The following is a 23,061-nucleotide window of genomic DNA, read 5'->3' as shown; positions in this document are numbered from 1 at the left end:
TCAAAAGCATGCAACAAATGGAAAACACCGCTATTGCACTGGCGCAACCGCAAGATATCTCTACCGAGGTTCTTATCGAAAAGTACGCCAAAGGCGGTGAAAACAGCATTACCGAAGTGCGTAGCCGTGTGGCCAATGCGCTGGCCCAGGTCGAAGAACCGAAGCAGCGCAAAAAGTACGCGGAAGAGTTCCTATGGGCGATGCAGCACGGTTTTATTCCGGCAGGGCGGGTCAATAGCGCCGCCGGCACCGACCTGCAAAGCACCTTGATCAATTGTTTTGTGCAGCCGGTAGGCGACTCCATCACCGAACGGGTCGATGGCAAGCCGGGCATCTATACGGCATTGGCCCAGGCCGCTGAAACCATGCGGCGGGGCGGTGGCGTGGGCTACAACTTTTCCGCCATCCGGCCTCGTGGTGCCATGGTCAAGGGAACCGGCAGCAGCGCTTCCGGCCCGATTTCCTACATGAGGGTCTTCGACCGGTCATGCGAAACCGTCGAATCCGCCGGCGCCCGTCGTGGCGCCCAAATGGCGGTCATCAATGTGACGCATCCCGATGTCATGGAATTCATCACGGCCAAGCAAGAGCGTGGCCAATTGAATAATTTCAACGTTTCGGTCGGCGTCACCGATGCCTTCATGCAGGCGGTCGAAGCCAACGCATCGTTCGAACTGACTCATGCCAACGAACCCAACGCCGACCTGAAGAGCAGCGGGGCCTACCTGCGCGACGACGGACTATGGGTCTACCGCAAGGTACGGGCACGCGAAGTGTGGGACCTGATCATGCAAAGCACTTACGCGGCAGCCGAGCCGGGCGTGCTGTACCTCGATCGCATCAATGCTGAAAACAACCTTTCCTACTGCGAGACCATCGAGGCCACCAATCCTTGCGGCGAGCAACCCTTGCCCGATTATGGCTGCTGCTGCCTGGGCAGCCTGAATCTTACGGCTTATGTGACGGCGCCATTTACGGCCAATGCCGCGTTTGACTTCAAGCAAATGCGCAAGGCGACCAAGCTCGCCGTACGCATGCTCGACAATGTGCTCATTGCCACCAAATGGCCGCTCGACGAGCAAAAGCGCGAGGCCGATGCCAAGCGACGCCTCGGCCTAGGGTTCACGGGCTTGGGCGACACGCTTATCATGCTGGGCGTGCGCTACGACACTGAGCAGGGGCGCGAACTGGCCGCCGACATGGCGCGCGAAATGCGCGACGCCGCCTACGAATCATCCATTGATCTGGCCAAAGAGCGGGGCGCGTTTCCTTTGCTGGACGCCGAGAAGTATCTACAAGGCGGCTTTGCGTCGCGCCTGCCGGCGGATATCCAGGATGCCATCCGCGTGCATGGCATACGCAATTCCCACCTTACCTCGATTGCCCCCACCGGCACCATTTCCCTGGCTTTCGCCGATAACGCATCCAATGGCATCGAGCCTGCTTTTTCGTGGTTCTACAACCGCATGAAGCGTATGGCCGACGGCAGCAAGAAAGACTATACCGTCGAAGATCACGCCTACCGCATCTATCGAGCCCAGGGCGGCGATGTCACCAAGCTTCCAGAGGCCTTCGTTTCGGCGCTGGATATTTCCGCTATCGATCATATGCTTATGGTTGCTGCTGTTGCGCCTTACGTCGACGCCGCCATTTCAAAGACGGTCAATGTGCCGGCCGAGTACCCCTACGACGAATTCAAGAGCCTCTACCTCGAGGCCTGGCACCGTGGCCTGAAAGGCATCACTACGTACCGGCCCAACAGTATTCTTGGCGCTGTGCTGTCCGTCGGCTCGGCGGCTGAAACGAGCAATCCCCAACCCATTACTCTGTCAGAGCAGGACAAGCGCCTGGTACTGACCGAAGTCGCCATGTCCCCGCCATTGGCGTCCTTGCGCTGGCCGTCCCGCCCGGGACTGCCGGCGGGTGCTTCCGGATGGGTCAGCGAGACCATACACACGCCGCAGGGCGAATTTGCCGTGGTGGTGGCCGATCAGGCCAATGTGCCCTTCGAAGTATGGGTGCTGGGTGGGCAGCCGCCGCGCGGCCTTGACGCCATTGCCAAGACGCTTTCCACCGATATGCGTGCCAACGACAGGGGCTGGTTGCGCAAGAAATTGTCCGTGTTGTCCAGTGCTTATGGCGACGGCTTCCAAATGCCCATGCCGCCCAGCGGCGAACTGGTGCAGGTGCCCAGCGCCACGGCGGCCCTCGCCAGGCTCGTGGAATGGCGCTACAACAGCTTGGGGGCGCTTGCCGTCCAGGAGAACGATCCCACACCGGTATTGAACGCACTTTTTGCTCCGCACGAGCCAAAAACCGGCACTGACGGTACATTGGCGTGGGTCGCCGATGTACGCAATCCTTCCACGCAAGATGACTTTGTCCTGATGTTGAAGGAACTTCAAATGCCGGATGGCAGCCGGCGTCCATACAGCATGTGGCTGACCGGCGCCCATCCTCGCGCACTCGACGGTTTATGCAAGCTGCTAAGCCTGGATATGCGCGTGGTGGATCCTGCCTGGATAGGCATGAAGCTGCGCAAGCTCCTGAATTACGCCGAGCCGCGCGGTGACTTCCTGGCGCGCGTCCCCGGTAGCGAACGGCAGGCGAATTATCCGTCGACGGTGGCCTACGTGGCGCAATTGGTTATCCATCGCTATGCCATGCTTGGCATTCTGACGGAAGAGGGCATGCCCATCAACGCCATGGGTGTTGTGGCCGACGAACCGGCCCAGCGCTCGTCGTCGAATACAGCAATGATCGGCGCGCCATGCAACGAGTGCGGCAACCATACGGTCATCAAGAAAGACGGTTGCGACTTCTGCACGGCTTGCGGCGCGATCGGAAGCTGCGGCTAGTCAATGCGCCGGCGATGATCCTTCAGCCGGTATGCCAACCATAGACCGAGGGTAGCAATACCTGCCGCCACGGCAATCGGCGCTGAGATCGGCGGCTTCATGTCTTTTCGGAAGCCGCCATCAATGGCATGGCCCTCTGATGGATCGAACAAGTTGCCGTCCGAGATCGCTGCCGGGTTCGCATGCTTGAACGCCTGGTCGATCAGCCGACGCGTCATGCGCCCGTTGAGATCAGGGGCGATCGCATGCGCAATACGCGCCGGCCATGCCACGCTTCCGATAGAAATTGACGCGCGTGGCGCTTTGGCCAACGCTACAATTCTGGCTGCCACTTCCCGTGGGTCAAGCATCGGCGGGACGGGCTTTATGCTTTTTCCAGTGTAATTGGCGCCATGCGACATGCCGGGGGTATCGACAAAGGTCGGATACACGTCGCACACATGGATTCCCGGCGCATCCGATACCTCCGCGCGCAGCGACTCGGAAAAGCCTCGCAGTCCGAACTTACTGGCGGCGTAGGATGCTCCGTACGGCGAGGGCACCCATCCACCTATTGAAATCATGTTGATCAGCGTACCGCGACCGCGCGCCCGAAAATGCGGCAGCACCGCATGCGCGCCATGGAGATGGCCAAGCAGGGTGGCCTCAATGACTCGGCGGTGCGATTCCATAGGTACAGCTTCGAAACGGCCAACTGCTCCGGTGCCGACATTGTTGATCCAGATATCGATGCGTCCAAAGTGTCGAATCGCCGTCTGGGCCAATTCCTGCACGGCAGCGGGGTCGGTTACATCAGTAGGCACGGCCAGGGCCTGGCCGCCAAGCCGCTCGCATGCTGCGGCAACGGACGCAAGCGAACGTGGATCGCGGGCGGCAAGAACCAAGTGGGCCCCCTCGCGCGCGAAGCCCAGCGCTGTGGCCAAGCCGATGCCGCTGGATGCGCCGGTCAGAACAATGCAGGAACGAGCGAGACTTTGCATGGTGACGATTCCGGATTTGACAGTATTGCCAGCCTCTGCAAGATCTGTGCCCGGTATTAGAATAAAGTAAAGCTCAGCAAGTAGAACGCGACGGCCGCCGTTATGACGCCCAGCCATACAAACGCCCCGTCGTGCCCCATCAGGCCCAGCCCGATGAGCGCGATGGCGGCAAACGGCCCGGAGCTGCCGAATGGAACCACTTCCAATGGCGGCACAGTAAGTGCGCAGAGCACGCATACGCCTGCCATGGCGCGATTCCAGGGCTTCTTCGTGATGCGCTGGAGTCGGGGCCGAAGTCCCTTGTCTATGAGCTGGACCACAGGCCGAATCTTCTGCATGGCTGGCCCGATGCGCTCACCCTTGATGGAACGCTTTGATATAAAACCGGGGAGCCAGAAGTGACGCCGTCCAAACAGCATTTGCCCGGCCGTCATGAACACGATCAAACCGAGCAGCGTGGGCACGCCGGGTACGGCTCCCAACGGACTCATCTCGAAAATGGCGGGTATGAACAGGAAAGGTCCAAAGCTGCGCTGTCCCACATTCTCCTGGATATCCGCCACGGACACCGCTTCTTGTTTCTTTCCCAGTTCAACGATCGAGTCGATGACATGTTCCAGCGGATTATCGTGACCAGCTTCTTTTCGCTTGTGGGGTTTGTTCATCGTCTGTGGTTCTCGGTTGTCGGTTGATTCCTGCGAATTGTTCGATCTGGCGCCGTTGCAGTTCCTGTGCCGGGAGAATGGGGAATATAAGTTGCTGGTGAGCACCGCCGGCAGCTATCGCATTAATTTGATCCTTCTTCGGATGGCGCGATGCCGGCTGTATACGGAAGCGTTCTTTCCTGGGTTCACTTGGGGGACGTCGATCCGTACCGGAAATTCTTCTTATTGCGCGAGGTACGGATCGATGAAACGGACATCTTATTCCTGGCTAGGCACCCTCTGTCTGGCGATTGCCATGCCCACCATGGCGCAACAGAACGAGGGCGCACCGGCGAAAAGCCTGACGAGTGTCGTCATGCCCGCTGCAGCGCCCTTGACGGAAGAACGACTGAAGCAGCTGCAGTTGCCGAAAGGCTTTGATATTTCCGTGATTGCGTCGGGGCTGAAGAACGCGCGCCTCATAGCGGTGTCAGAAAACGGCGACATCTATATCAGCCGGCGGGAGGAAGGTGACGTGCTCTTGTTGCGCGACCCGTTGGGCAAGGACAAGAACACGCCCCTGCCCGTCGCGCATCGACCGCAAATGCACGGCCTGGCAACGCATGACGGAAAGCTCTACATGGCCACGGTCAAGGAACTCTATGTAGCCGAAATCAAGGAAGACGGCACCTTGGGTGAACTTGAACTGCTTGTGGACGACCTGCCCGACGGCGGCCAGCATCCTAACCGCAGCATGGTCTTCGGGCCGGACGGCATGATCTACCTCAGCATCGGTTCCAGCTGCAATGCCTGCAATGAGACCAATCCCGAACACGCTGCCATGTTGCGGGTCAGTCCTGATGGCAAGCAGCGCACGATTTTTGCGTCGGGCTTGCGTAATACGATCGGCTTCGCCTTCCATCCAGGCACAGGCCAGTTCTGGGGCATGGACCAAGGCCTCGATCACCTGGGGAACGACCAGCAGCCAGAGGAACTTAACCTGCTCGAACGGGGTGAGCGATACGGTTGGCCTTATGCCTGGGGTAAGGACGGAATCAATCCGATGGGCGAAGTGCCAGGGGAAATCGCCAGGGCACAGTGGCAGGCCATGAGTACGCCCATGGTGCTGGGCTACACAGCCCATGCATCCGCGATGCAGATGGTGTTTTATACCGGCGACCAGTTCCCCGCGACGTATCGGGGCGATGCGTTCGTGACGATGCGCGGTTCATGGAACCGTGCCCAGCCGTCCGGGTATGAGGTCGTGCGGCTACGTTTCGAGGACGGCAAGCCGGTAGCATTTGAACCCTTTGTTACCGGTTTTCTTTCTGAAGACGGCAAAACCCAGACTGCGCGGCCCATAGGCTTGGCCATGATGCCCGACGATGATCAGGGCACGCTTTTCCGCATTGCCTACACGGGTGAGCGTGACACCGCCGGGAAAGCCGGCAGTGTCATGCCGGACGAGCCGCCCAAGCAGCCCATACTGGAGCAAATCAACCGGGGCTCCGGTGTTCCTCTGCTAAAAGACCGTGACGGATATCAGACTGGAAAATCCGTGCATCTCCAGTCCTCCAGCTTCTCGCTAGAAGGCGACATACCGGGCAAACACAGCGATTACCGCGAAGGATTATCGGTACAGCTGGAGTGGCCCGCAGTGGAAGGGGCGAAATCTTACGTGCTGATTGTCGAGGACCCGGATGCCAAGCCCATGACCCCGTTCGTGCACTGGGTGGCCTACAACATTCCGGCGAACACCACACGCCTGCCGGAGGGACTGCAAAAGACTGAACGGCTCACTGAGCCCGAGGGTATGCTGCAAGGCCAGAATACGCGTGGGTCCATTGGCTACTTCGGCCCTCGGCCGCCCGTAGGCGATCGGGCCCATCGCTATTATTTCCAGCTGCTCGCGCTCGATACCACGCTAGACCTGTTGCCCGGTGCCACGCGCGACGAAGTACTGAGCGCAGCTAAAGGGCATGTGGTCGGATATGGCAACCTTATGGGCCGTTATCAACAAGCACAGCCGCCCAGGAAGTGATGTGGAAACAGGCTGTGCGGGGGCCCAATATCAACTTAACGGGCTTCATCATGCGATCATTACGCAAAGAGGACTTAAGGTTTCCCTTTATGGGTCCCGCCACAAAAACTAAAAGCGGTAGAGTTCAGTCGGGTTGGCGCTTAGGATTCTATTGCGCACCTCGACCGACGGCGCCCACCGATCCAGCAATCTGACCAGCCCGACGTCATCGGGGCGCAGGGTTTGACCGGGGTGTGGCCAATTGCTGGCCCACAGACAACGGTCAGGGTAGTTATGAGCCAGGGCCGAGGCTAATACGCCCACATCTTCATAGTTCGGCGAGCCAACTTTGGAAGTTTCGTAAGCGGCAGATAGTTTGACCCAGACGCGGCCGGTATCGAGCAGGCGGCACAGGCTCTGGAAGCCGGGGTGACAAGTTGGGACGGGCTCCAGGAATTTGCCAATGTGATCGATGACGATCGTGCAGGGTTGGGCCAGCAGCAACGACTCGTATTCAAGTAGATTTCGCCCATCCACTTGCAAATTGATGTTCCAGCCAAAGTCGCTGATGCGGGCTGCCACGGGGTTCAGCATGTCCCACGTCATGATGTTGCCGTTATTGGGAACCATCATGAAACGTACGCCCACGACCCCGGCAGCATCCAGTTCGGCAAGCTCCTGTTCGGGTGCGTCGGGTCGCATGGCAATGACAGCTTTTGCTGTGCCTTCTGACGCCGCCAAAGCTTCCAATGTGCACCGATTGTCAAAGCCGTATCCCATTGCCTGAACAATAATGCTGTGCGATATGCCCAGGGCATTGCGCTGGCTCAAGTAAGTCTGCCAGGACGCTGCAGGTGGCGAAACCGGCGAAGCCTGGGCGATAGGGTAGCGTTCGAGATCGTAGACATGGATGTGGCAGTCGCAAGCAGTCACTGTCGTGGTGGAAAGTCGGCTATTCATGGCATTCTCGAAAGGGTTGAGGCGACGTTATTTGCTTCGTGTGCCTATTTGGCCCAGCGCCAGGCATGTTGGGCGTTTAGCGAGCCGGCCGGAATTTTCCCTGCCAAAATGTCCCGAACCTGGGACACGGTGTCCATGGCCTGGTGTTCAGCAGCCTGTGGAGTAAGGCCCGCGATATGCGGGCTTGCCACGACGCGGGGATGGCTGGCTATTGATAGTGCAGGTTTCTGATCGCCATCGCTGCCGACATCAAGTCCGCATCCGGCTATGGCTTCGTCGTTCAATGCCTGCAGTAAATCGCTCTCGTCCACCAGTTCTCCGCGGGAAGCGTTGATAAAAAAAGCAGAGCGCTTCATTTTTTGGAATGCCCGCTTATTGATCAGTTTCGCTGTTTCTGGCGTTGCGGGCGCAAGGCAGACCAGGTAATCGGCAGTCGTCAACACCTCGTCGAAGGAAACATTGGCTATGCCATTTTCCTGTGCCTGGGTGTAGGGATCGTATACCTTTACATTCATCCCGAAAGCCGACGCAAGACGACATAGGTACTGTCCGATCGTGCCATAGCCGATTACGCCTAAAGTCGCGCCTCGCAGCTCTTGGCCCATGAGCACCGGCGCTGGGAGCCCCGACCAGTACGCCGCGCTGGTAATGCTGATGTTTCGACTAATGTTGATCATCACGCCGATGACCCATTCAGCCACGGATGCACCGAAGCCCGGGGACGCTTGGGTCACTAGGATGCCATTGCCGCTTGCCGCAGCAATATCGATATTGCGCACATCGACAGCAACTCGGCAAACGGCGATCAATTTGGGAAGTCGGTCGAACACGGATGCTGTGATGGCCGGCACGCGAAAGCTTACGATTATGTCGCACTCCCGGGCTGCGGTAATCAATTGCTGTTCATCAGGCTCTTCAGCGCCTTCATTCAGAATAACTTCCCCCAATGTCCTAAGCTGCGCCAGTGCGTTCTTGCCGTAATAGTTCGCCAGTGAGTGTCGGCTATGTGTGAGGAAAATTTTGGCCATTAGCTGCGTGGTATGTCAGTACCTTGGATAGGCTTGCTTGTAGCGGGTGGGATAGCGACGGACTGTCGGTTGACCAGCTGCGGGGCAAAGATGATTTCTTTGGCCGCCAGGCCAGGGGTGTTTATATGTTGAATGGCACGATCGACCATTTTTTGCGCCATTTCGGTAACGGGCATTGAAACCGACGTGAGTGGGGGCCAGATGTAGGCGGAGATCGAAAGATCGTCGATACCGACGATGGAGACGTCGTCTGGAACGGAAAGTCCTAGATGGCGTATGCCCGCCATTAGGCCAATAGCGGTCATGTCATTGACTGTGGCGACGCCTGTGGGTCTGTTCTTCATCAGCAGTATCTGCTCTGCGGATTCAAAGCCTAGTGCGCCGAGCTCAGAGTCGCCGAATTTTGACGCGGTTTTGCTTTCTATAACTTGCGCCGAAACCCCTGCGCCGGCATCATTGACGGCAGCTAAGAATCCTTCCACCTTGTGGCGGCGGCTCATGGTCTGGCCCCGGGGCGTAAGAAATGCCAGCCGTTTGTGGCCATGTTCGATTAGATGTTGAGCGGCCAGGCGACCCGCCAGCCGATTGTCGGCGAGAACGTGGTCGTTCCGAATAAGAGCGTCTGGTTCGACAGGAAGGTCAAAGCTTATCACTGCCAGCCCGCGGTCTATCGCTGCTTCAATGTGGCGCTCGTCGCTTAGTGACGAGACGACTACGACGGCGCGTACGCCGAAGTCGATCAGGTCATCCAGCATACGGGACTCCAGCTGTTTGTCCCGATAGGTATTGCATAAAAGCACTCGATAGCCGTAGCGTTCCTGCGCGAAGTTCTCCATGGCGACTGCAAGCTGGCCGAAAGAGGGATTCGCAGCAGTGGGAACCAGCAAGCCAAGGATCGGTATACGTCCTGTTTTTAATTGACGCGCCGCATGGCTGGGGCGGTAGTTCAGTTTACTGATGGCTTCTTCGACACGAATGAACGTGTCTTTGCGCATCCGGTCGACCCTGCCGTTTAGTACGTTTGAAACCGAGCTTACCGAAACATTGGCCAATCTAGCGACATCTTGAATTGTCGTCATTCAAATCCTTGCTTCACCACTGTCGTGAATATGTATTGATATGGTGTACCGATTTACTAAACCGATATTTCAATGTATCACGACGTGGAATCACGAACAACTGTACCTAGGGTAAATGCCAATTATGGATTTATTGTATCGATAAAAGATACATGCTACGTTATTAGTAAATCGGTTTACTAAAACGATAAACTAAAACTTACGGGACAAAATCATGAAAATTCGTTTCCAGAAAAAGAGCCTTTCCGCCGCGCTAATTGCGGCTGCCGTTTTCTCGGCTACGTTCAGCGTTCACGCGCAAACGAAACGCGAGATCAAGATATCCCACTCTGCGCAGGGCGTGATGTCGTCCGAGCTGCACACGGCTGCCTGGGTGTTTGGCAATTACATTAAAGATAACTCCGACACCCTGACTGTACGCATCTACCCCAATAACGCCTTAGGCGAAGAGCGTGCTGTGTACGAGGCCATGCAGCTGGGCGCCGGCGCTTCTTGCGCTGTTACAGGCACGGCAATTCTCAACAACTTTTCTAAACGCGTTGGTGTTATTGATTTACCCTTTTTGTGGCGTGATTACGATCATATGAGTGCGGCGCTCGATGGCAAGGTTGGTGTGGCATTGAGCGCTGACCTGGAAAAGGTCGGCTTTAAGGCAGTCGCCTGGATGACTAACTGGGGTGCGCGCAATGTTGTCACTGCCAATCAATCGATAAAATCCCCGGCAGACCTCAAAGGCCTGAAGATTCGTACCATCCAAAGCCCTGTCTACATTGATGCGCTTAACGCCATGGGGGCGAACGCGACCCCAATGTCGTTCGGCGAGGTGTATACCTCTATGCAAACAGGTGTTCTGGACGGATTCGAGCACGGTTCGGCCATTGTCGTCACCCAAAAATTCTATGAGGTCGCCAAGCATATTGCACTGACCCGTCACTTCCTGGGGCCGGTGGTGCTTGCGTGCTCAATGAGCGAGTGGAACCAATTCAGCGACAAAGAAAAGGCGGTTGTATTAGAGGCAGGGCGGCTTGCCAGCGACGTCAATCGCTCGCTGGCCCCTTTGCGCGAAAAAGAAGCGTTCGACTTCCTGCGAGCCAAAGGAATGGATATCACAGAGGTCGATACCACTACCTTTCGTGCTAATGCCATCGCATCTCAGGATAAGTTCGCGGCCGACCGCGGCGCTGAGGATTTGCTGAAACAGATCCGGGCGCTTTAATAGATAAACCCTACGGCTTCCTGACTGGTCGGCGGTCGGTCAGGAGCCATCACGCGCGCTTGCTCGCGAGATGTTCCAATCGAAGTTCATATCTAAAGGACACCCCATGCGTTACGTCAATGGGCTTGCCGAAATCATGGTGACCATCTTATTTGCTGCCATGGTTGCGATAGGCGCACTCCAGGTTTTCAACCGTTTTTTCTTCAATATTTCGTTAAGCTGGAGCGAGGAATTTCAGAAATACGCGTTTATCTGGCTGGTGTTCATTGCGATTCCGCTTGCCTACAATCGCATGGCTCATCTTCGTGTGGACTCGCTGGTTGGCCTTTTTCCGCTTGCATTACAGCGTTTCCTGGGATTGTTCTCTGATGTCTTGTGGCTGCTTCTGGGCGGTGCGCTAGTGATGCTGACATGGCGAATTATGAAGGTGACACAGTTCCAGGAAAGTCCTGGCTTAGGGGTCAGCATGGCTTGGGTTTACTGCGGCATGCTGGTCGGTGGCGCGTACCTGGTTCTTAGCGTTGTCGCACGATTGGCCTCCAGCCGTGCAGCGGGAGAGCCCTCATGACACTGGTCATTATTTTTATCTGCATGCTCACGCTTATTTTTTTGGGCGTACCCATTCTGCTTGCCATCGCGTCGGTAAGTCTGACCAGTATTATGGTAATTCCGGGCTTGGTCCCAGCGCTCATGCCGCAAAAGGCTTTTGCGATGCTCGACTCCTTCAGCTTGCTGGCACTGCCGTACTTCATTTTGGCGGGCGCCATCATGACGCGTGGCGGTCTGAGCGCCGGATTAATTCAGTTTTCGCAAACGGTCGTTGGCCATATCCGCGGAAGTCTCGGACATACCGCCATCCTGTCGTGCACCGCCATGGCAAACATTTCCGGATCCTCCGCAGCCGAAGCGGCCGCTGTCGGCTCTGTAATTATTCCACCTATGAAAGACAGCGGCTATCGCCCGGGCTATGCGGCGGCCGTGGTAGCAGCAGCTTCAACCATAGGACCAATCATCCCTCCCAGCATGACGATGATTATCTACGGCTCGATAACAGGTGTATCGATCGGCGGCTTGTTTATGGCGGGCGTCATGCCTGGGCTCATGATAGCCGTGCTCCTGATGACGCTAATCTACGGCATGTCGTATCTACCAGCTTATCCTGAGTTGCGCCATACATTGCCGCGTGCCAGCTTGAAGCAGATCGCCCGCGCCACGGTCAAAGTATGGCCTGCCTTGTTGGCGCCGGTCGTCATCATGGGCGGTATCCTGGGAGGCGTGTTCACCGCGACAGAGGCTGGTGTCGTCGCCTGTGTATATAGCCTGGTGGTAAGCATGGTGTGGTATCGCATTATGCGCTGGCGTGATCTGCCCAGTGTGCTCGTCGATGCGGCAATCACAACTGCAATGGTCGCAGGAATTGTCGCGATGGCAGGCGTGCTGGGATGGTTGCTGAGCTATCTGAACTTCAATGATGAGGTTTTGAATGCGCTGAGAGGTGTCACCGAAAGCCGACTCTTGATGCTGCTTTTGCTGACTGCCGTCATGCTGGTCTTGACCATGATGCTCGATGGTTTGGCTGTAATCGTGGTGATGGTGCCGACTATCGTTTATATCGGCACGGTGTTTCAAATTGACCAGCTTCAGCTTGGCATCATTATGGTGATGATCACCCAGATCGGTGGTCTGACCCCGCCTGTTGCTCTTCTGCTATTCATCACGTCCAGCATCGCAAAAATACCGTTCTCGGAAGGTGTACGAGCCATTTGGCCCTTCCTGGGTGTAATGCTATTGGCACTGCTGCTGGTAATGCTTGTGCCGTCGATAGCAACATGGCTGCCCTATCAGGTGATGAAACCCTGATGCGGGAAAACATTGCGCCGCAGCTCGCCCCCACATGTGCCGCTGTTAGCGCCCTTTATCGGCAACGCTTTGCGCACTGCGGTGCTTCAGCGTCTTGCCGTCGTAGACGTACATGTCTACCTTGTTGGGTGTATGAGCGCTCGGGGTAAGCATCGTTAGCTTGCGCCCCTTCACCGTCACCTTGATTTGATCGTTGCACGACCCGAACTCGGGTGAAACCCTGTAGCCGGATTTTTCAAGGACGACCCATCGGTACGTGTACGGGCAGGCGTTATTCCCTGTATTAATCGATACGAGCGCTGTATGGGAATTAGGTGTACTGAACGCGTAGGTAATGTTCAGGATGCCCTGCACCATGGGATCGATATCGGCATCGTCGATCTGCAGGCGGGACTCGTATACATATTCATTGTTGGCAACGTGCAGGTTTCCGTAAGGCGTCGGCAGTTGAGTTCGCGACGGGCTGGTCGGCCATTGCGTGGGGGCGGCAACGGCAACGTGGCCGGCTAATACGAACAGCACGCCGGCCAGAATTTTATGGGCAATAGCAGGCATGATGGGACTCATAGTGAAAAAACGTGGACGCCCTTTTGCAGGGCCCCTGATTATGACGACTGTGGCATTCATGCTGCATCAAAAGAAATGGTTCATGACGCGAGTTACATTTGCGCAGAGGAATACCACGTTTTGTAAGGCCTATTACATTTCATTTTGAGCGATCTTGCAAGTCTTATTCGCTTCGTGTATGGATGTGGCCATTCGTATTCGTCGTTATGGCGTCGTAACCATTAAGTAAGCGAGGGCGCAAGCCATCAGGACGAAGTAAACGACGGCTCCGGCAGCCAGGCATTTAAAGAGATTCTTGAACCGCTGGGCGAATCCAGGCTTTCCGGCGTTTCGGTGGGATCGTACCGTCCACCACCACATTGCCGTGGCGGCAAGAATGCTTAGCAGAATAATGGTGATTTTCATACACGCATTCCAGGTGACATGAGCGCGTACGATCTAATGGACGCTGGTCCCGTTGCTCCGATTAAGCAGTTCGACAAGCTTTTGCTTCAGTCCACTTGAAAAGATCGGAACAAGCACCAGCATGCCCTTGTCATCGACCACAGACTTGATCTCGATGAACTGGTTGCTAAAGGCTGTCGTGTTGCGCGCGTTCTTTCCATAGGCCTGCACCAGTTTATTGGCGGCGGCCTGGGCTTGAAACAGTACGGCGTCGGGTTGTACTGCGGCCTGTGCGGTGTAGTGCTCGATAAGACGATCCATGTCGTCCAGGAACAGGCTTAGCGCGAAGCTTCCGCGACAATCGGCGCGTTCATAGCCCCATTGCTTTGTAGTCATGTGGACTCCGTTGATGGACCGCGCATACGACTGGATATGCGTCGTTCTAGTTGATGGCGCGCGATGCCTGTTGCTGGGCCTGCGATTCGATGATCAGCTGTTCGAGGTGAGGTGAAGTGTGGAGCGCAAGAACTGGGGCGGTGTCAGGGTCGGCCTCGTCGCTCTCAAGGTGCAACTCGATGCTTTGACCTTCGAACGCATCGGGGTTGGCTTGTATCTGTACATATTGATTAAGCAGACGGTCGACCGCTTTTTGCGCCTCGTACAGTTGTATGGCCAAAGACGACTGAGCGTGCAAGGTGAACTGCTGTTCAATGGTCTTGGCCAGGTCCCAACTGAAAAACATCAGGGCCTTGGAACCGTGGCATTCGGGATGTAGAAAGCCCCAGGATTCGATCGGTGTAGTATTCAAATTTACAAGTCTTCAAAATTAAAGCCGTCAGTGCGCCCGATGGCGTTCACCGACTTGCTGGACTTCTCCATTTTATCTGGGTTTTCGCCGACGCGTATTAAACGGGCCGGTCGCAATAGGGTATCCCGGCAGATTGTCCTCTGTGCGAGACAGTGAAAGCTGTTGCCGCCACTATTGCTGTTGTCAGCGTAGAAGTATCATGATGGTCAGGCTCGCGGCCCGGAGACCGCTTGTGGAAACTCGGCGCATAGGCCGCGAGGCATGCTGCGTCGCGACATAAGCCGATTGAAGAATGTTAATCTCCGGTGTACTTCTGTTTCGAGGTTTATTTATGCAGCCCTTGTATGGCGCTGACGCTGGCGTATTGGAATTCGAAAAATCAGGAAATGAACCGCCCAAACCCGCGGTCCAGGTACTCGACTACGTCGCATCAAGCGAATTGCCGACTCCGTGGGCCACGTTCGGCATCCATGTGTTCGTCGAAGCCGCCACTGGTAAAGAGCATGTCATGCTTACCTTAGGCGACGTCAACAATGGCGAGCCCGTAATGGCTCGCGTACACTCGGAATGCTTGACGGGCGATGCTCTGTTCAGCCAGCGTTGTGATTGCGGTGCTCAACTTGAAACCGCACTCAGGGCCATCGCTGCCGAAGGGCGCGGCGCTTTGCTGTATATGCGGCAGGAAGGACGCGGCATCGGCTTGGTAAACAAGATACGTGCCTATCAGTTGCAAGATGCCGGCGCCGACACCGTCGAGGCCAACGAACAGTTGGGTTTTCCGGCCGACATGCGACGATACGACCTGTGCAAGCCCATGCTGGATCACTTCGGCATTACGTCGTTGAGGCTCATGACGAATAATCCACGCAAGGTGAATACCCTTGAAAGCCTTGGCGTGCCTGTAGTCGAGCGCATACCTATTCAGGTAAATCGCAATCCCTTCAACGAAAACTACCTCAGCACCAAGGCGGCCAAGCTGGGTCATTGGCTTAAAGAGCACCTTTGACCCATAGGGCAGGGTGTGGGCGTCAGATTTCCGACATAAAGCGCATCCTGAAGCGACGGCCTTTTATATTGCCGTTGCTCAGCTTGTCGTAGGCATCTTTGGCGATATGCCTGTCCAGGGCGACGAAGCTTACGAATTCCAGGATGTTGATCTTTCCGATCTGGTCGGCGGCGAAGCCGGCGTCCTTGGTCAGGGCGCCCAGCAAGTCGCCCGGCCGCAGCTTGTCTTTTTTCCCACCTTGCACGCATAGCGTGATCATCGGGGGATTAAGGCGGCCGCCTGGCGCAGGCTTGAGTGTCTTGGGGTTCACCCATACCAAAGGCTGGTTTTGGTACTTCTCAATCTGGGTCGCCCATCGCATTTCATCGGGCGAACACAGGCTGAGCGCCAGGCCCTTGGCTCCGCCCCGACCGCTACGACCGATGCGGTGAATATGAACTTCCGGGTCCGGCGTTACGTCGACGTTGATGACGGCATCCAGTGTCTGGATATCCAGGCCGCGCGCAGCGACGTCAGTGGCCACCAGCACCGAACAGCTTCGATTGGAAAACTGAACCAGCACGTCTTCACGCTCGCGTTGTTCGAGGTCTCCATGCAGGGACAGGGCGCTGAAACCTCGCGACTCGAGATACTTGACCAGCTCGCGGCATTGCGCCTTGGTATTGCAAAAGGCCAGCGTGGACACAGGCCGAAAATGCTCGAGCAACTGCCCCACGACGGCGAGCCGGCGATCGGCTTCGATTTCGTAGAAAAACTGTTCTATATGGCTGGCGTCGTGGACGGATTCGACTTTGACTTCCGCCGGTTTTTTGAGAAAACGCGCACTGGCCTTGCGGATGTCGTCGGCATAAGTGGCCGAAAACAGCAGGGTCTGGCGTTGAGCGGGGCAGGCGTTGACGATGTGATTGACATCGTCGTAGAAGCCCATGTCAAGCATGCGATCGGCTTCATCCAGCACCAGCGTCTTGATTCGGGACAGGTCCACCGTATTGCGGTCGATGTGGTCCATTAGCCTGCCGGGCGTGGCAACAATGATGTGGGCACCAAACTTGAGGGATTCGACTTGCGGGCGTATGGGTGTTCCGCCGCATAGCGTAATGATCTTGGTATTGCCCAATGCACGCGCCAAGCGCCGCAGTTCGTTGGCGACCTGCTCTGCAAGTTCCCGCGTGGGGCAGAGGACCAGCGCCTGGGTCGACGACAAGGCAACGTTCAGTGAGTGGACAATGCCGAGGCCGAATGCTGCTGTCTTGCCGCTACCCGTCTTGGCCTGGGCGATGAGATCGCGGCCTTCGACGATGAGTGGCAGGCCTTGCGCCTGGATAGGGGTCATGGCTTGATAACCAAGGTTATCAAGATTGTCGAGTATGGCGCGCGAGAGCGGCAGGGAAGAGAAAGAGAGGGGGGTCACAATAGGCAAGCGTTTCAGTTCGTCCCGGCCCCGCGCCAGGATTGGATCGGGGTCGAGATGTCTGGCCTGATTGTAGCCCCTGATTAGCGTCGGACTGTAGCCGCTTCGCAACGCAAGCGGACAGTCTCGAGCGCTATTGACCGTCAGGCTGCGACTTCAGCCGTGCTTGGGTCAAACGAGTTTGTGGCCAGGACCTTGATGCATTCATCAGCGGTCTGCAGCGCCTTTGTGCGGCTTTCGGCGCCCATATCAGTACCTTCAGCTCGCACTACGCGCACGTCGGTAATGCCAAAGAAGCCGAATATCGTTTTCAGGTAGCTTTCCTGGTGTTCCATGGCCTGCCCAGCTTCGCTGGTTGAGTAGATGCCGCCACGGCTGAGCGCGGCAATGACGATCTTGCCCTTTGCCAATCCTTCGGGACCGTTTGCCGTGTAGGTGAATGTACGTCCTGCCTGGGCCAGGCGATCGATCCAGGACTTGAGTTGGCTGGAGATCGAAAAATTATACAAAGGCGAGCCCACCACAATCACATCGGCGGCCAGGAACTGCGATACCAGCTTTTCCGACAGGTCATTTTCGCGGCGCTGGGCTTCGGTCAGTGCGACGCTTGATGGCGGAAGCCGGAAGCCCATGGCGTCTTGGGAAAAATGGCTGGGCGTATCGGCCGCCAGATCCAGGTATTCGACCTGGGTGTTGGAGTGATCAGCCATCCATTGGGAAACGATGTCTTTGGTGAGTTTGCGCGAGACGGAGTTGGCGCCATTAATGCTTGAGTCGACGTGTAGAAGTTTCATATGTGCTCCAGATTTGTTTACAGCAACAGTGCATGGTTCCCATTTTGCATTAGCACTTGTTTATTGATAAGACTGTAAAACTGCGATAGATTGTCCTGAAAACAAACCCAATGGATAAGCGATGCAAGATCTGAACGACATGATGTACTTCGCCGAAGTCGTGAATCAGGGTGGTTTTGCCGCCGCGGGCCGCACGCTGGGCGTACCCAAGTCGCGCCTGTCGCGCCGCGTGGCCGCTCTCGAAGCCCATTTGGGAGTCAGGCTGCTTCAGCGAACGACGCGAAAGATTTCCCTCACCACGGTCGGACAGCTGTATTACCGCCATTGCGCCTCAATGCGTGAGGAAGCGCTGGCTGCCGAGGCCGCCGTTGCCCAGGTACAGTCAGAGCCGCGAGGTCTCATCCGGGTGGTGTGCCCGGTCACGCTTGCGCAGAATGCGGTGGGGCCCATTTTGTCCGACTATCTCTTGATGTATCCGCAGGTCCAGGTGCATATGCGCGTCAGCAATCATGTTGTGGACTTGATCGAAGAGGGCGTCGATGTGGCGCTGCGGGTTCGCGCAACACTGGCCGACAGTGGTAGCGCCGTCATCAAGCACCTGGGGCTTAGCCATACTTTCCTTGTTGCCAGTCCAAGGCAGCTTGAGCGCCAGATCACGCCTGCCGATCCCAGCGATCTTTCATTGCTTGATTCGGTGTCAATGTCCGTCAATGATGGACGTGCCACTTGGCAATTATTCGGTCCTCATGGCGCACAGTACGCCGTGTCGCATAAGCCGGGATTTGTCGCGGACGATCTCCTGACGTTGAAATTTGCGGTGCTTGGCGGCGTCGGCATGGGGGTGTTGCCCGACTATATGTGCCGCGAGGAAATTGCAGACGGCCGGCTGGTTCATGTCTTGCCGCAGTGGGCGCCACAGCCTGGCATTGTCCACGCTGTATTCGCATCACGCCGGGGACTCGTGCCGGCGGTACGTTCGTTCCTGGATTTCCTCGGGGATCGCCTTGCCCAGCACCCTTGGTCGTTGGCTTCCTGAGGCGAGGCCCAAGATGTCAGCGGACGCTATGTCGTCATGCAAGCAGGCGGCGCATCCAGTCTAGCAACACAGTGGGAAGCATTTCCGGTTTGGGCAGCAATGCATACTGGCGCGGCCCGAATACAGCGGGCAGGTAGCTCGCCGCTTGTCTGTCGATAGTCAGGCAGAAGGGGAAGATGCCCTGCAGCTTGGCTTCGTTGACGGCCTGTCGCATGTCCTCTACGCCGTAGCGACCGTCGTATTCATCGGCATCATTGGGCTTTCCGTCCGACAGCAGCATCAAAAGACGGTGTTGCGCCGGCTGTTTCATGAGCAGCATGCTCGCATGGCGCAGGGCCGCGCCCGTACGCGTATAGCGGTCCGGTTCCAATGCGGCGATGCGCTGTGCGACCTGTATATCGTAGCGCTCGTCAAAATCCTTGATGGCGCTCACGGTAACGCCCTGTGGACCCTCGCCGGAGAATGCCTGGACGGAATAGGGCTCGTTCAAGCCTTCCAGCGCAGTGCATACCAGCAACAGGGCTTCGCGCTCTACATCGATGACGCGTTGTACGGATGACAGCCACGAGTCGGTGGATCCGCTGATGTCGATCAACAGCATGATGGCCATATCCCGCTTGCCTGGACGCTGGCTTTCGTAGAGGCCCTGAGGCATGGCCAGCCCGGCGCGCCGGTCTGCAAGTGCTTCGGTATAGGCGGCCAAATCAATGCCGTCGCCTTCCAGTTGCTTGCGCAAGCGGATGCGTTCCGGCCGCAGCATCTCGAAGCGCCGCCGTATGACGCCGAGCATGCTTTGATGTTTTTCCAGCGTTTCCTTGACCCATTCGATGGGACCTAGCCCAGGCTTCAATAAGTGCACGGTTGCTCCCGGATCGCGGTAAGCGCTGATCCGGCAGTCCCATTCCGGGTAACGCAGTTGCGATGAGCCGGCGTCTGCGACGCTGTCGTCTTGGTGTCCTGCATGAGCTTGGGGTGGATCGTCCGACAAGAGGATGTCCTTGGGACTTCCTGGTGTCGATACGAGCCGTGCTTCGGCCAGCTCCGATAGCGAGTCGGCAAACTCCTCCGGAGGGGTCTCGTCGTCCTGATCGGTGGGGCGTTGCATCCCCATGGGGTCTTCCGCGTGCTCGTTCGGCTGGGATGGCTGGATCATCCATACGCCTTGTTCGTCGTCGTCTTCGTCTTCGATGGCGTCGCGAACCTTGGGGCGGCGCGTCAACGTGGCGCTGCGGGGCTTTTGCGTGCCGTCGGTGTCGCCCGGGGCGCCGGTGGCGTTGAAGCCGGCGGCAAGGGGATCGGCCAACTGGACATCGCCCGTCCAGCGGTCTTTGTACACGGCAGTCTTGCCCCATTTCGACGATGCGAGGTCTATAGGGGCAAGTCGTAGCGCCAGCTTGCGACCTTGCGCCACTAATGTGGCAGGTGCCATGCATCCGGCCAGCTCGGGGGGCGGTGATGCGCCGGGGCTGGCCAGGATAGCGCGCAACAGCCGTTCAAGCGGGTGGTGAAGAGGCGAAATCGTAGGTAGGGGCGGACGGGCGCCGAGTGCCTGTTGGCGCAGCGCATGAATGGCGGGTTCCAGGCCAGGCAGCATGGCGATCAAGGCCTGATCGCTGGCGCAGGCCTCAACGATCAGGCATGTATCGCGCTCCATGGGCGAGGGCAGGCTTGCAATCTTTCGCGCGTTACCGCGGAATGCACGCATGGCCTGTTGCAGGGCCATCGTTCTAAACTGGTCCAGGCTTAAATCAAAATCAGCGCTCTGAAGGTCTGCTGGCAGCCATAAAGAGCGTCCATCGGTCGATGGCACTGCTTGGGCGGGGGAAGGCAGGTCATTGCGTCGGAACAGCCTCGCGAGCAAAGTTCGTGCAGCGGGCGCTTGCGCAGTGCGCAATGGATAGTGAGTGCCAAAGACAGCACCGATCAGCAAATCCAGGCGGTCGGCGACCTCGGCAAGCTGTATGATTCTCGGCATGTTGGACGCGCCCTGATGGCGTTTCCACAATTGCCGCGCAAAGATCGTCGCATGGCGCGCCGCATCGGTGATGACATCTTCGGCTTCCGCCATAAATGGCTCTCCGTGGCTGGTTCAGACAAAGGTCAGGTCCACCAGGTCGCGCATGGCACCAGCCAGCGACAAATCGTCCGACAAGGGCGCGACCAGCCCCACGTAGCAGGCCTGTCGCACAGGAATGCCTCCGGCGATAAGTTTGGCGGTCGCTACCAGGAGCCGTGTGCTGGGAACCTCGGCCAATCCCCGGTCATGCAGTCCGCGCAGCTTATGGGCCAGCGTGACCAGCGCTTGCGCCGTGGCGGCGTCGGTCCCGCCTTCGCGCAGCACGATGGCAATCTCGCGTTCGGTCGGCGGAAAGTCGAAATCCAGCGCGACGAACCTCTGCCGGGTACTGGGCTTCATGTCTTTCAACATGCGTTGGTAGCCGGGGTTATAGGACACCACCAGCTGGAACCCAGGATCGGCCTGAATGAGTTCCCCCGTTTTTTCCACGGATAAGGTGCGCCGGTGATCTGTCAGCGAGTGCAGGACAACGACGGTGTCCTGGCGTGCCTCGATCACCTCGTCCAGATAGCAGATGGCGCCCTGGCGCGCGGCGCTGGCAAGGGGCCCATCTTGCCATGCCATGTGGTCGTGATGAATAAGAAAACGGCCAACGAGGTCGCTGGCAGTCAGGTCGTCATGGCAAGACACGGTGATCAAGGGCCGGCCCAGGCGCCAGGCCATATGCTCCACAAAGCGCGTTTTGCCGCAGCCGGTAGGCCCCTTCAGCATCACCGCCAATTGATTGGCGTGGCATTGTTCGAATACGGCAATTTCATTGCCGGACGGCATGTAGAACGGCTCCGTTAACGGCTCCGGCGACGGCTCCGTTAACGGTTCCGGCAACGGGTCGCCGGAAGGCTTCCTGGATGGCTCCGCGCGATCCGGGAAGACGGAAGCACCGAGCTCGACCAATTTGTTGCGGCGACCTGCTTCATTCACCTAGCCTACCCTCGTGCTGGTGGCCGGTGATGCCGCGAACGGAGCCCCTGTCGCCGCATCCGACGTTCGCGAACCGGGGATATGTCGGAAAAAGTCATAGATGAACAGGCCCACACCGGTGGCGAACAACGATCCGCAGGCGACCAGCATGACGAAGTGGATCTGGATCTTGAGCTGTACGTCAAGATAGCCGATGCCCAGTACGCGTTCGAGGTACACTTGTCCGATTCCGGCAGTGGCGAACGACAAAGTCATGCCGAACATGCCGCTGATCTGCAGCCAGAATGCCCAATAGCCGACGCTGGTTCCTCTTTCATGGGGAGTGCGTGTCATGGACGGCATGGCATAGGAAATCATGGCCAGCACGATCATCGCGTAGGCGCCATAGAAAGCCGCATGCCCGTGCATCGCAGTAATCAGCGTGCCGTGAGTCCATTTGTTGATGTCAGGAAAAGTATGGGCCAGGCCCAGCAACCCAGCGCCGAACAATCCGAATATGGCGCTGCCCAGGGTCCAGTGCAAGGCCAGGTTGTTGGGGTGCTTGACGCCGGATCGCCGCATGGCGGAATAGGCATACATGGCCATGCCCAACAGTGCCAAGGGCTCGAGTGCACTGAAAAAGCCACCCAGTGGGAGCCAGTAAGTAGGTACGCCTATCCAGTAGTAGTGGTGAGCGGTGCCCAGTATGCCGGCTATGAACACCAGCCCGACAATCACATAAAGCCATTTTTCCATGACCTCCCGGTCGGCGCCAGACAGGCGAATCAGCAAGTAGGCGAGAAAAGCCGCTTGTATCATCTCCCAAACGCCTTCCACCCAAAGGTGTATGGTCCACCAGCGATAGTAAATGGATACGATGTAATTTTCGTAGTGCAGGAGCGCAGGCAGATAGAGTACGGCGGAACTGCCCAGCCCCAATAACAGCACGCCTTCTGTGGTGGTGAAGCGCCCGGATCGCTTTATGGTCATGGCCACGTTGTACAGGAACATGAGCATCACGATTACGATGACTATCTTGTGCGGCAGCGGCTGTTCAAGAAACTTGTTGCCGGTGCCATAGCGAAAGAAATAGCCGACTACGGCCGATACACCCATTACGGCCCATAGTCCCAGTTGAATATAGGCCAGCTTCACACTATAGATTTCGCTGCGCGATTCGTCGCTGACCATCCAGTAAGTGGCACCCATGAAGCCGGTGAGCAGCCACACAATCAGCAGATTGGTATGTATCGTTTTCGTGACATCGAACGGCATGATGTTCAGAAGCGGATCGGGTCCCAGGTACTTGGTCGCCGACAAAAGGCCGAATACGATTTGCAGGCCGAACAGGATCAGGGCAAGTGCAAAATACCAGTAGGCAACAGATTGCGATTTATAGCGCATGGCGACTCCTCATCTTTTTTATATCGATT

The 23,061-nt window shown here is 57.2% G+C and carries 21 protein-coding genes; 7 read left to right on the top strand and 14 right to left on the bottom strand.

Annotated features, from left to right (window positions below; genetic code table 11):
* The first annotated feature begins 8 nt into the window (after positions 1 to 8).
* Positions 9 to 2,858: an adenosylcobalamin-dependent ribonucleoside-diphosphate reductase gene (locus tag CR159_RS19380; RefSeq protein WP_102075597.1), complete on the top strand. Its 2,850-nt coding sequence runs from the start codon at positions 9 to 11 to the stop codon at positions 2,856 to 2,858.
* Here CR159_RS19380 and CR159_RS19375 read toward each other — a convergent pair.
* Both CR159_RS19375 and CR159_RS19370 read right to left on the bottom strand, forming a co-directional pair.
* Complete coding sequence (locus tag CR159_RS19375; RefSeq protein ID WP_102075596.1) at positions 2,855 to 3,838, bottom strand: SDR family oxidoreductase; 984 nt, start codon at positions 3,836 to 3,838, stop codon at positions 2,855 to 2,857. The two genes, CR159_RS19380 and CR159_RS19375, sit on opposite strands and share 4 nt — an antisense overlap.
* A 56-nt stretch (positions 3,839 to 3,894) precedes the next feature.
* Entirely contained in the window at positions 3,895 to 4,503 is a 609-nt protein-coding gene (locus CR159_RS19370; RefSeq protein ID WP_102075595.1) for an exopolysaccharide biosynthesis protein, read from the bottom strand.
* A 244-nt stretch (positions 4,504 to 4,747) separates the two neighbouring features.
* On the opposite strand from CR159_RS19370, the gene CR159_RS19365 reads away from it, so the two are divergent.
* Positions 4,748 to 6,523: a YbhB/YbcL family Raf kinase inhibitor-like protein gene (locus CR159_RS19365; protein ID WP_102075594.1), complete on the top strand. Its 1,776-nt coding sequence runs from the start codon at positions 4,748 to 4,750 to the stop codon at positions 6,521 to 6,523.
* A 108-nt stretch (positions 6,524 to 6,631) separates the two neighbouring features.
* On the opposite strand, the gene CR159_RS19360 is transcribed toward CR159_RS19365, so the two are convergent.
* From CR159_RS19360 to CR159_RS19350, 3 genes are read right to left on the bottom strand one after another with little or no spacing between them, the layout of a single operon-like run.
* A complete protein-coding gene (locus tag CR159_RS19360) occupies positions 6,632 to 7,462 on the bottom strand; it encodes an amidohydrolase family protein (RefSeq protein ID WP_102075593.1) in 831 nt (276 codons plus the stop codon).
* A 44-nt stretch (positions 7,463 to 7,506) separates the two neighbouring features.
* On the bottom strand, positions 7,507 to 8,490 hold the full coding sequence (locus CR159_RS19355) for a hydroxyacid dehydrogenase (RefSeq protein ID WP_102075592.1): 984 nt from the start codon (positions 8,488 to 8,490) through the stop codon (positions 7,507 to 7,509).
* Positions 8,490 to 9,569 carry a LacI family DNA-binding transcriptional regulator gene (locus tag CR159_RS19350; RefSeq protein WP_102075591.1) on the bottom strand — a complete coding sequence of 360 codons (1,080 nt, stop codon included), beginning with the start codon at positions 9,567 to 9,569 and terminating at the stop codon, positions 8,490 to 8,492. Before CR159_RS19350 ends, CR159_RS19355 begins: the two co-directional genes overlap by 1 nt.
* 214 nt (positions 9,570 to 9,783) lie before the next feature.
* Here CR159_RS19350 and CR159_RS19345 point away from each other — a divergent pair, with 214 nt between their 5' ends.
* The 3 genes from CR159_RS19345 (at position 9,784) to CR159_RS19335 (ending at position 12,645) form a co-directional block, all read left to right on the top strand.
* Positions 9,784 to 10,785, top strand: a complete 1,002-nt coding sequence (locus CR159_RS19345) for a TRAP transporter substrate-binding protein (protein ID WP_102075590.1) — start codon at positions 9,784 to 9,786, stop codon at positions 10,783 to 10,785.
* Between the two features lie 106 nt (positions 10,786 to 10,891).
* The gene (locus CR159_RS19340) at positions 10,892 to 11,353 is read left to right on the top strand and encodes a TRAP transporter small permease (RefSeq protein WP_158238568.1); all 462 of its coding nucleotides are present in this window, start codon (positions 10,892 to 10,894) and stop codon (positions 11,351 to 11,353) included.
* Positions 11,350 to 12,645, top strand: a complete 1,296-nt coding sequence (locus CR159_RS19335) for a TRAP transporter large permease (RefSeq protein WP_102075588.1) — start codon at positions 11,350 to 11,352, stop codon at positions 12,643 to 12,645. The genes CR159_RS19340 and CR159_RS19335 overlap by 4 nt, the downstream gene beginning before the upstream one ends.
* Positions 12,646 to 12,690: 45 nt before the next feature.
* On the opposite strand, the gene CR159_RS19330 is transcribed toward CR159_RS19335, so the two are convergent.
* The 4 genes from CR159_RS19330 to CR159_RS19315 form a co-directional block, all read right to left on the bottom strand.
* Positions 12,691 to 13,200, bottom strand: coding sequence for a hypothetical protein (locus CR159_RS19330; RefSeq protein ID WP_102075587.1), 510 nt, complete (start codon positions 13,198 to 13,200; stop codon positions 12,691 to 12,693).
* A 216-nt stretch (positions 13,201 to 13,416) separates the two neighbouring features.
* Positions 13,417 to 13,617, bottom strand: coding sequence for a hypothetical protein (locus CR159_RS19325; RefSeq protein WP_102075586.1), 201 nt, complete (start codon positions 13,615 to 13,617; stop codon positions 13,417 to 13,419).
* A 33-nt stretch (positions 13,618 to 13,650) separates the two neighbouring features.
* Complete coding sequence (locus CR159_RS19320; RefSeq protein ID WP_102075585.1) at positions 13,651 to 13,992, bottom strand: hypothetical protein; 342 nt, start codon at positions 13,990 to 13,992, stop codon at positions 13,651 to 13,653.
* 46 nt (positions 13,993 to 14,038) lie between these two features.
* Complete coding sequence (locus CR159_RS19315; protein WP_102075584.1) at positions 14,039 to 14,404, bottom strand: hypothetical protein; 366 nt, start codon at positions 14,402 to 14,404, stop codon at positions 14,039 to 14,041.
* Positions 14,405 to 14,735: 331 nt separating this feature from the next.
* Here CR159_RS19315 and ribA point away from each other — a divergent pair, with 331 nt between their 5' ends.
* Positions 14,736 to 15,410 carry a GTP cyclohydrolase II gene (ribA, locus tag CR159_RS19310; protein WP_102075583.1) on the top strand — a complete coding sequence of 225 codons (675 nt, stop codon included), beginning with the start codon at positions 14,736 to 14,738 and terminating at the stop codon, positions 15,408 to 15,410.
* Between the two features lie 22 nt (positions 15,411 to 15,432).
* Here ribA and dbpA read toward each other — a convergent pair whose 3' ends face one another.
* Both dbpA and CR159_RS19300 read right to left on the bottom strand, forming a co-directional pair.
* Positions 15,433 to 16,821, bottom strand: coding sequence for an ATP-dependent RNA helicase DbpA (gene dbpA / locus CR159_RS19305; RefSeq protein ID WP_102075611.1), 1,389 nt, complete (start codon positions 16,819 to 16,821; stop codon positions 15,433 to 15,435).
* 143 nt (positions 16,822 to 16,964) lie between these two features.
* Positions 16,965 to 17,615: an FMN-dependent NADH-azoreductase gene (locus CR159_RS19300; protein ID WP_102075582.1), complete on the bottom strand. Its 651-nt coding sequence runs from the start codon at positions 17,613 to 17,615 to the stop codon at positions 16,965 to 16,967.
* Positions 17,616 to 17,736: 121 nt separating this feature from the next.
* Here CR159_RS19300 and CR159_RS19295 point away from each other — a divergent pair, with 121 nt between their 5' ends.
* Entirely contained in the window at positions 17,737 to 18,651 is a 915-nt protein-coding gene (locus tag CR159_RS19295) for a LysR substrate-binding domain-containing protein (protein WP_102075581.1), read from the top strand.
* Positions 18,652 to 18,685: 34 nt separating this feature from the next.
* On the opposite strand, the gene CR159_RS19290 is transcribed toward CR159_RS19295, so the two are convergent.
* The 3 genes from CR159_RS19290 to CR159_RS19280 form a co-directional block, all read right to left on the bottom strand.
* Entirely contained in the window at positions 18,686 to 20,719 is a 2,034-nt protein-coding gene (locus CR159_RS19290; RefSeq protein WP_102075580.1) for a nitric oxide reductase activation protein NorD, read from the bottom strand.
* A 21-nt stretch (positions 20,720 to 20,740) separates the two neighbouring features.
* The gene (locus tag CR159_RS19285) at positions 20,741 to 21,499 is read right to left on the bottom strand and encodes a CbbQ/NirQ/NorQ/GpvN family protein (RefSeq protein ID WP_102075579.1); all 759 of its coding nucleotides are present in this window, start codon (positions 21,497 to 21,499) and stop codon (positions 20,741 to 20,743) included.
* 150 nt (positions 21,500 to 21,649) lie between these two features.
* Positions 21,650 to 23,032, bottom strand: a complete 1,383-nt coding sequence (locus tag CR159_RS19280; RefSeq protein ID WP_102075578.1) for a cbb3-type cytochrome c oxidase subunit I — start codon at positions 23,030 to 23,032, stop codon at positions 21,650 to 21,652.
* Positions 23,033 to 23,061 lie beyond the last annotated feature (29 nt).

This window comes from Pollutimonas subterranea (assembly GCF_002849655.1).
Classification (GTDB): domain Bacteria; phylum Pseudomonadota; class Gammaproteobacteria; order Burkholderiales; family Burkholderiaceae_B; genus Pollutimonas; species Pollutimonas subterranea.
This window is presented reverse-complemented; position numbering and strand designations above follow the sequence as displayed.

What these genes read in the sequence shown, in the direction of transcription:
- CR159_RS19380 (WP_102075597.1), top strand. Translation starts at nt 9, where the DNA reads ATGCAACAAATGGAAAACACCGCTATTGCACTGGCGCAACCGCAAGAT.
- CR159_RS19375 (WP_102075596.1), bottom strand. Translation starts at nt 3,838, where the DNA reads ATGCAAAGTCTCGCTCGTTCCTGCATTGTTCTGACCGGCGCATCCAGC.
- CR159_RS19370 (WP_102075595.1), bottom strand. Translation starts at nt 4,503, where the DNA reads ATGAACAAACCCCACAAGCGAAAAGAAGCTGGTCACGATAATCCGCTG.
- CR159_RS19365 (WP_102075594.1), top strand. Translation starts at nt 4,748, where the DNA reads ATGAAACGGACATCTTATTCCTGGCTAGGCACCCTCTGTCTGGCGATT.
- CR159_RS19360 (WP_102075593.1), bottom strand. Translation starts at nt 7,462, where the DNA reads ATGAATAGCCGACTTTCCACCACGACAGTGACTGCTTGCGACTGCCAC.
- CR159_RS19355 (WP_102075592.1), bottom strand. Translation starts at nt 8,490, where the DNA reads ATGGCCAAAATTTTCCTCACACATAGCCGACACTCACTGGCGAACTAT.
- CR159_RS19350 (WP_102075591.1), bottom strand. Translation starts at nt 9,569, where the DNA reads ATGACGACAATTCAAGATGTCGCTAGATTGGCCAATGTTTCGGTAAGC.
- CR159_RS19345 (WP_102075590.1), top strand. Translation starts at nt 9,784, where the DNA reads ATGAAAATTCGTTTCCAGAAAAAGAGCCTTTCCGCCGCGCTAATTGCG.
- CR159_RS19340 (WP_158238568.1), top strand. Translation starts at nt 10,892, where the DNA reads ATGCGTTACGTCAATGGGCTTGCCGAAATCATGGTGACCATCTTATTT.
- CR159_RS19335 (WP_102075588.1), top strand. Translation starts at nt 11,350, where the DNA reads ATGACACTGGTCATTATTTTTATCTGCATGCTCACGCTTATTTTTTTG.
- CR159_RS19330 (WP_102075587.1), bottom strand. Translation starts at nt 13,200, where the DNA reads ATGCCTGCTATTGCCCATAAAATTCTGGCCGGCGTGCTGTTCGTATTA.
- CR159_RS19325 (WP_102075586.1), bottom strand. Translation starts at nt 13,617, where the DNA reads ATGAAAATCACCATTATTCTGCTAAGCATTCTTGCCGCCACGGCAATG.
- CR159_RS19320 (WP_102075585.1), bottom strand. Translation starts at nt 13,992, where the DNA reads ATGACTACAAAGCAATGGGGCTATGAACGCGCCGATTGTCGCGGAAGC.
- ribA (WP_102075583.1), top strand. Translation starts at nt 14,736, where the DNA reads ATGCAGCCCTTGTATGGCGCTGACGCTGGCGTATTGGAATTCGAAAAA.
- CR159_RS19300 (WP_102075582.1), bottom strand. Translation starts at nt 17,615, where the DNA reads ATGAAACTTCTACACGTCGACTCAAGCATTAATGGCGCCAACTCCGTC.
- CR159_RS19295 (WP_102075581.1), top strand. Translation starts at nt 17,737, where the DNA reads ATGCAAGATCTGAACGACATGATGTACTTCGCCGAAGTCGTGAATCAG.
- CR159_RS19290 (WP_102075580.1), bottom strand. Translation starts at nt 20,719, where the DNA reads ATGGCGGAAGCCGAAGATGTCATCACCGATGCGGCGCGCCATGCGACG.
- CR159_RS19285 (WP_102075579.1), bottom strand. Translation starts at nt 21,499, where the DNA reads ATGCCGTCCGGCAATGAAATTGCCGTATTCGAACAATGCCACGCCAAT.
- CR159_RS19280 (WP_102075578.1), bottom strand. Translation starts at nt 23,032, where the DNA reads ATGCGCTATAAATCGCAATCTGTTGCCTACTGGTATTTTGCACTTGCC.